The organism is Mitsuaria sp. TWR114, assembly GCF_007997345.1.
In genome coordinates this window covers 1-6540 of the sequence record NZ_VOSR01000407.1, presented here as the reverse complement: position 1 = coordinate 6540, position 6540 = coordinate 1, and the positions used below count along the sequence as shown (strand labels likewise).

The window sequence follows — 6540 nt, the reverse complement described above, 5'->3', positions numbered from 1 at the left end:
CACGAGGCCTGGGCTGCGCTTGGGCGGGCGCGCCAGGGCCAGACCTTCCCCGACCGGCGCCACCTTCCTGGCCTACGCGGCGCGGACCACTGCGCCACGTCGTCACTCGACCTGGCTGCGGCGCGCCAGGCCGAGCGCCGCGGCGGCGACCAGCCCGACCTGACGCTCAACACCGCGGTGGTCGAGGGCGCACCGCAGTCCGACGACCACATCCTGCGCGTGCACGAGGCGCTGGAGGAGCTCGCCACCATCGACGCGCGGCTGGCGCAGGTGGTGGAGATGCGGTATTTCGGCGGCTTGCTGGAGCAGGAGATCGCGGAGGCGCTGGGCGTCACCGAGCGGACCATCCAGCGCGACTGGCAGAAGGCGAGAATCCTGCTCTCGATGAGCCTCAAGGACTGACCCCCGGGTCGGCACCGCGCGGTCCGTCGATACGGCGCAAGACGCCCAAGATGCCCACGACGCTCAAGAATCCCAAGACGCCCGACGATGGACGCACTCGATAAACAGCGCTGGATCGCGCTGAGTCCGCTGCTCGACGAACTGCTCGACCTGGAGGAGCCCGCCCGGGGTCGCCGCCTCGCGGAGATCCGCGCCGGCGACGTCGCGATGGCCGAGCACCTGGAGGCGCTGCTGGCGCGCGATGCCGCGCTCGACGACGACCGCTTCCTCGAGCAGCCGGCGGCCGAGGTGCTGCAGGGTCCGGTGCCGTCGGCGGTACCGCCGCTGGACTTCCGCGGCGAGACCCTCGGGCCCTATGAGCTCGAGCGCGAGCTCGGCCAGGGCGGCATGGGCGCGGTGTGGCTGGCGAGCCGGGCCGACGGCCGCTTCGAGGGCCAGGTGGCGGTCAAGTTCCTGAAGTCGGGGCTGTTCGGCAAGGGCGACAGCGGCCGCTTCGAGCGCGAGGGGCAGATCCTGGCGCGGCTCTCGCATCCGAACATCGCGCGACTGCTGGACGCGGGCGTGCATCACGGGCACCAGCCCTACCTGGTGCTGGAGTATGTCGACGGCCTGCCGATCGACCGCCACTGCCAGGTCAACGGGCTGGACGTGGAGTCGCGGATCAAGCTGTTCCTGGACGTGCTGGCGGCGGTGGCGCATGCGCACCAGCGGCTGATCCTGCATCGCGACCTCAAGCCCAGCAACATCCTGGTCACGCATGACGGCCAGGTGAAGCTGCTGGACTTCGGCATCGCCAAGCTGCTGGACGACGCGACGCACTCGGGCGTGGCCACCGAGCTGACGCAGCGCGCCGGCAGCGCGTTCACGCCGCAGTACGCGGCGCCGGAGCAGGTGCAGCAGGCCGACGTCACGACGGCCACCGACGTGTACGCGCTGGGCGTGCTGCTGTACCAGATGCTGGGCGGCCGGCATCCGACGGCGGACGACACGCAGACCCACCTGGACCGGCTGCGGGCGGTGGTGGAGCTGGTGCCCAAGCGGCTGTCGGACGTGGCGAGCGACCAGCTCGACCCGGTGATCGCGCGGCAGGCCAAGCTGCTGCGGGGCGACCTGGACACGATCGTCGGCAAGGCGCTGAAGAAGAAGCCGTCGGAGCGGTATGCCAACGCGGAGTCGATGGCGGTGGACCTGCGGCACTGGCTGGCGCACGAGCCGATCACGGCGCGGCCGGACACGCGGCTGTACGTGCTGGGCCGCTTCGTGCGGCGGCACCGCTGGAGCGTCGCGGCGAGCAGCGTGGCGGTGCTGGCGCTGGTGTCGCTGACGGGGCTGAGCGTGCTGCAGGCGCGGCGGGCGGAACGCGCGGAACACCAGGCGCAGGAGCGACGACAGCAGGCGGAGGACCTGCTGAGCTACATGCTGGGGGAGTTCGCCGACAAGCTGCGGCCGGTCGGGCGGCTGGAGCTGCTGGACAGCGTGGGGAGCAAGGCGCTGACGTATCTGGCGCAGGATCAGAACGCCACGCCGATGGAGCGGCTGCAACGCGCCAAGGCCTTGACGGTGATCGGTGAGGTCCGTGTCTCCAAGCGGAATCTCAAGGAGGCGCTGGAGCCGTTGCAGGCGGCACGCAAGCTGCTCGAGGGCGCCCCGCCCTCGCCCGACCTGACGGGCGAGTGGCGCAAGGCGCAGGGCGCGGCGGCGTTCTGGGTCGGCCATGTCCATTACTACGCGCGCGAGCTCGACCGGGCGACCGAGGCCTGGCTCGCCTACCGGGACGCGGAACAGGCCTGGCTGGACGCGCAGCCTCGCAACCGCGAGGCGCTGATCGAGCTCTCCTACGCCTACAACAGCCTGGGCACCGCCAAGCTGGAGTTGGCGGACCTGCGCTCGGCGACGGCCTTCTTCCGCAAGTCCATCGAGCTCAAGAAACAGGGGCTGCAAGAACCCGCGGACGCCGGCAATGCCGCTGCGCGGATGGACCTGGCGGACAGCTTGAGCTGGCTCGGGACGACGCTGCTCTGGCAGGGGCTGGACCAGGCCGCCGCCCACACCTTCGCGGAAGGCGCGTCGCTGATCGCCGAAGTCCGACGCGACGCGCCGCAGGACGGGTGGGCGTACCGCGAGGCCATCATGCATCGCTGGAAGGCGGAGGCCCTGGTCAACACCGGTCAGCGCGACGCCGCCATCCGGGATGCCTCCGCCGCCAGGAGCATCCTCGAGACGCTGGCCGCCAAAGATCCGTCCAATGTCCAATGGCAGATCAACCGGATCCGGATGCAGCTGCTGGACACCGAGGTGCAGGGCAGCCTGCTGCCGCCGCAGGAACGCAAGGAACGCCTCCAGACCGTGCGGCGCGCCCTGGACCTGCTCACGAAGGACGCCGAGCGCATCGACGGTCGGGTGCTCGACGCCTGGATGGTCTGGTCCACCCAGCAGGCACGGTCGCTCAGCCAGGACGGCGACATTGCCGCCGCACAAGCGGTGCTCGCGAACGCGGTGCAGCTGGTGCAGCCGACCCTCGACAAGCGGCCCCGCGAGGTGCGGATCCTGAGCGGGCTGCTACTCGTCCGGCAGCTGCAGATCGAATTGCTGAAGGGACGCACCAGCCCGCAGCAGGCACGCGAGCGACAGGCGGTATGCCAGGACGTTGTTGACAGGATCGAGAAGATGGCCGGCCTGATTCGGGTTCATCAGCAGATCACTCGCGCATGGGTTGATGCCCAATCCTGCTTGGGACAGGGAGGACGCGGAGACGTCAGGCAATCTGCCGAGTGGCTCGCGCGGGATCGATCAGGCATCGCTCCGACCTGACCATTACCAAAACTGCTCAAGGAGTGATTCGATGACCAACACGTTCTATGTCGCTGCCCAGGTCAGCGCCGATGGCAACTTCGCGGACTGCACGTACTACGCCGACCAGGCGGGCACCGAGCCCATCGAAGGTTCCACGCTCCACATTCCCCGCGACGCGGGCTCCTGCAACTTCGCGCAGGCCGACAACACCAGCCTGCTGCTGATCGGCGCCACCTTCAAGACGATCGGCTCCACACCCGGCATGAACGGCAGCAATTTCGCGCCGGCCGATGACGAGAACGTCGTCACCTTCCCGATGCCGACGAACGGCTCGATCATCACCAAGGGCGTCATCCTGCTCTTCTCCACGCCGGGCCAGGTCGAGAACCTCTACCCGAGCAGCGATCCCCAGGTCCTGAACGACGGCCCGCTGACCTGCTGATCCCGTCGTCCGCGTCGATACGCAAAGGGCCGCATCGCGGCCCTTTGCTCATTCACGGGGCCCGACCAGCGCGGCCGCGGCCTCCTCCCCCATCACCCGTCCCAACCGGGACGGGTTCACCCGATCCATCACCCGCGCATCAAGGGTGAATTCCTTCTGCTGCGTATAGGCCACCGCGCCGATCCGCGGCTGGCTGCCGGCCGCCTGCGGACCCAGCAGCCCCAGCACCGGATACACCCGCAGCCGCGCGATCAGCAGCCCTTGCGCGACGTCGGCGAACAGCGCCGTCTCCAGCACCCGCGTGCAGCCGCGCCGCTGCGCCTCGGCGAGCAGCCCTTGCAGGTTGCGCGGCAGGTCGGTCGCCGAAACCGGCAGCACCAGGTTGATCACCGGCAGCCCCGCGGCCGCCAGCGGCTCGCGCACGGCAAGGTTGAAGGCGCCGTTGGCCTCGTCCCAGCGACGATTGGCCGCCGGCTGCTCGGGATCGAAGTTGCGCCCCTGTCCGAACAGCAGCACACACGGCGCGCCCGGCGCGGCGCTCGACGCGGATCCCGCGCCGGTCACGGCGGGGCGCCTGCGCCATCGCGGGCGCGCCCGTCAGCAGGACGGTCAGGGCGGCGATCTGAAACGCCTGTCGGAAGTGCGGTCTCGGCATGGGGCGGATTGTGCGTCGCCGCGCTCGCCGCACAATGGCCGCTTCGTCTGGCAGGAGAGAACGATGCGCGAGTGGACGAGCCTGGGCCCGCTGGGCACGGCAGCGGTGGCGGTGGCGGTGGTCGCAACGGTGGCGCTGGGCGGCTGCACGACGCTGCTCAAGGACCAGCGCCTGCAGCCCGGCGTCACGACCGGCGCCCAGGTGCAGCAGCTCTACGGCCCGCCGAGCTACGTCTGGCCCGAGGCCGACGGCGGCCACACGCTGGAATACGCCACCCAGCCCTTCGGCCGCACCTGCTACATGGTGCGGCTCGATGCGCAGGACCGCTTCGTGAGCGCGGTCGACGGCCTCTCGCCGGCGAGCCGCAACCGCATCGTGCCGGGCATGACGCCCGAGCAGGTGAACCGCATCCTCGGCCGCGAGCGCACCCGCGTGTTCTTCAAGCTCAGCGGCGAGGACGTCTGGGACTGGAACATCGAGCCCGAGATGAACGGCTACCTGCTGCGCTTCAACGTGCACTTCAAGAACGGCGTGGTGTTCCGCACCTCGCAGAGCGTGGTCTATCCGGACCGGCGGTTCTTGTGGGACGACTGAGGCGTCGGCGCTCGCGGTCTCCTCCCAAAGAGGGAACTCCACCCCGTCGCCTGTGACGGATTCAATACAGCCCCGGTCCAGCCACAGAACTGACAAGCGCCGCGGCGCACCCGCTCACTACACTCCCCGCCCTGGAGGGAGAGAAGGATGTCGAACCAATCCGTCGGCCTGGCGCCTCGCGCGCTGGCCATGGTCATCGACGGCGCGCTGATGCTCGCCGCGAGCACGCTGCTGATGTGGGCCGTCTATGGCGACCCGGTGTCCAAGTGGACCGACCTGCGTCCCGGCACGCTCGCCATCAACTGGCTGCTGCCGCTGATCGTCTGCGTGGTGTTCTGGAGCTGGCAGGGCGCCACGCCCGGCAAGCTGGTCGCCGGCATCAAGGTCGTCGACGCCCGCAGCGGCAAGCACCCGTCACCGCTGCAGGCCGCCCTGCGCTGGGCCGGTTATCTCGTGTCCGCGATCCCGCTGTTCGCCGGCTTCCTGTGGGCCCGCGTCGACGCCGAGGGCCGCACCTGGCACGACCGCCTCTCCCGCACCGCCGTCGAGCGCAGCCGCGAGGCGCCCGCCGACGGCGAAGGCCTGCTCATCGGCTACATCGCCAGCCACTGGCGCGGCGAGCAGAGCCTGGCCCAGAGCTTCTGGATCAACCACGTCCTGCTGACCTGGCCCGTCGCCGCCGGCGTGCAGGGCCTGGTCGCCTGGCTCGCGACCAAGAGCGAGGGCCTGCAGGGCGTCGCGATCGCGCTGCTGATCGCCTGGCCACTGCTGATCGTCATCGAGGTCTGGAGCGCCGTCGGCACCTGGCGCTCGGTGCGCGGCTACGTCGACGCGGGCGGTTCCTACCTGATCTCCGGCCTGGCGCGGCTGTCGCTGCTGGGCTCGTTCCTGCAGATCGCCTTCTCGCTCGCGCTGGGCGTGTTCTCCGAGTTCCCGGAGCTGTGGAAGCTCGCCCGCGGCATCGATCCGATCGGCAACGTGCGCCTGTCCGTCAGCGCCGATGGCCGCACCATGCAGTTCAACGGTCCGATCGGCGCCGGCGACGCGCATCGCCTGCGCACGCTGCTGGCGGCCTCGCCGGCGGTGCGGCTGCTCGAGGTCGCCTCGCCCGGCGGCCGCGTCACCGAGGCCGAACGCATGGTCGAGCTGATCCGCCAACGCGGCGTCGGCACCCGCGCGATCGGCAACTGCGAAAGCGCCTGCACGCTGGTCTTCCTGGCCGGCAACAAGCGCCAGCTCATGCCCGGCGCGCAGCTGGGCTTCCATCGCGCCAGCAGCGGCACCTTCAATCCGGCCTTCGACGAGATCGCCAATCAGGAACTCGCCCGCACCTACCGCCGCATGGAGCTGCCGGAGGACTTCATCGAGAAGACGCTCAGCACGCCGTCCAGACGCATGTGGTACCCCGCCGCCGAGGACCTGGTGCGCCATTCCCTGATCCTGCCGCCGCCGCGCACGCTGGACGTGGCGCTGCCGGAAGGCGACAAGCCCGGCCAGTACGCGCCGCTGGTCGACTACGTCAACGCGCTACGGGCGAGCGACGCGTGGTTCCGGCTCGACCAGCGTTTCCCCGGCCTGATCGACGACGCCGCCGGCCGCATGCGCAACGCCCACATGGCGCTGGCCGGATCGGAACACGCCGTCGCCGGCGCGC

General features: G+C 70.3%; 6 protein-coding genes. 5 read left to right on the top strand and 1 reads right to left on the bottom strand.

The window, feature by feature from the left end; genetic code table 11:
- The 3 genes from FUT87_RS15315 to FUT87_RS15305 all read left to right on the top strand — a co-directional run.
- On the top strand, nt 1–402 hold a 402-nt coding region (locus tag FUT87_RS15315; RefSeq protein WP_147241566.1), incomplete at its 5' end, for an ECF-type sigma factor.
- 87 nt (nt 403–489) lie between these two features.
- Complete coding sequence (locus tag FUT87_RS15310) at nt 490–3213, top strand: serine/threonine-protein kinase (protein ID WP_091728841.1); 2724 nt, start codon at nt 490–492, stop codon at nt 3211–3213.
- Nucleotides 3214–3244: 31 nt separating this feature from the next.
- Entirely contained in the window at nt 3245–3637 is a 393-nt protein-coding gene (locus tag FUT87_RS15305) for a hypothetical protein (RefSeq protein WP_091728846.1), read from the top strand.
- Between the two features lie 48 nt (nt 3638–3685).
- Here FUT87_RS15305 and FUT87_RS15300 read toward each other — a convergent pair whose 3' ends face one another.
- Nucleotides 3686–4201, bottom strand: a complete 516-nt coding sequence (locus FUT87_RS15300) for a hypothetical protein (protein ID WP_147241565.1) — start codon at nt 4199–4201, stop codon at nt 3686–3688.
- Between the two features lie 154 nt (nt 4202–4355).
- Between FUT87_RS15300 and FUT87_RS15295 the strand changes: the two genes are divergently transcribed.
- Both FUT87_RS15295 and FUT87_RS15290 read left to right on the top strand, forming a co-directional pair.
- Nucleotides 4356–4886, top strand: coding sequence for a hypothetical protein (locus FUT87_RS15295; RefSeq protein ID WP_147241564.1), 531 nt, complete (start codon nt 4356–4358; stop codon nt 4884–4886).
- A gap of 147 nt (nt 4887–5033) precedes the next feature.
- Nucleotides 5034–6540: RDD family protein (locus FUT87_RS15290; RefSeq protein ID WP_147241563.1), on the top strand; the 1507-nt coding region annotated here is incomplete at its 3' end.

Coding starts and splice junctions, on each gene's coding strand:
- FUT87_RS15310 (WP_091728841.1), top strand. CDS start 490: ATGGACGCACTCGATAAACAGCGCTGGATCGCGCTGAGTCCGCTGCTC.
- FUT87_RS15305 (WP_091728846.1), top strand. CDS start 3,245: ATGACCAACACGTTCTATGTCGCTGCCCAGGTCAGCGCCGATGGCAAC.
- FUT87_RS15295 (WP_147241564.1), top strand. CDS start 4,356: ATGCGCGAGTGGACGAGCCTGGGCCCGCTGGGCACGGCAGCGGTGGCG.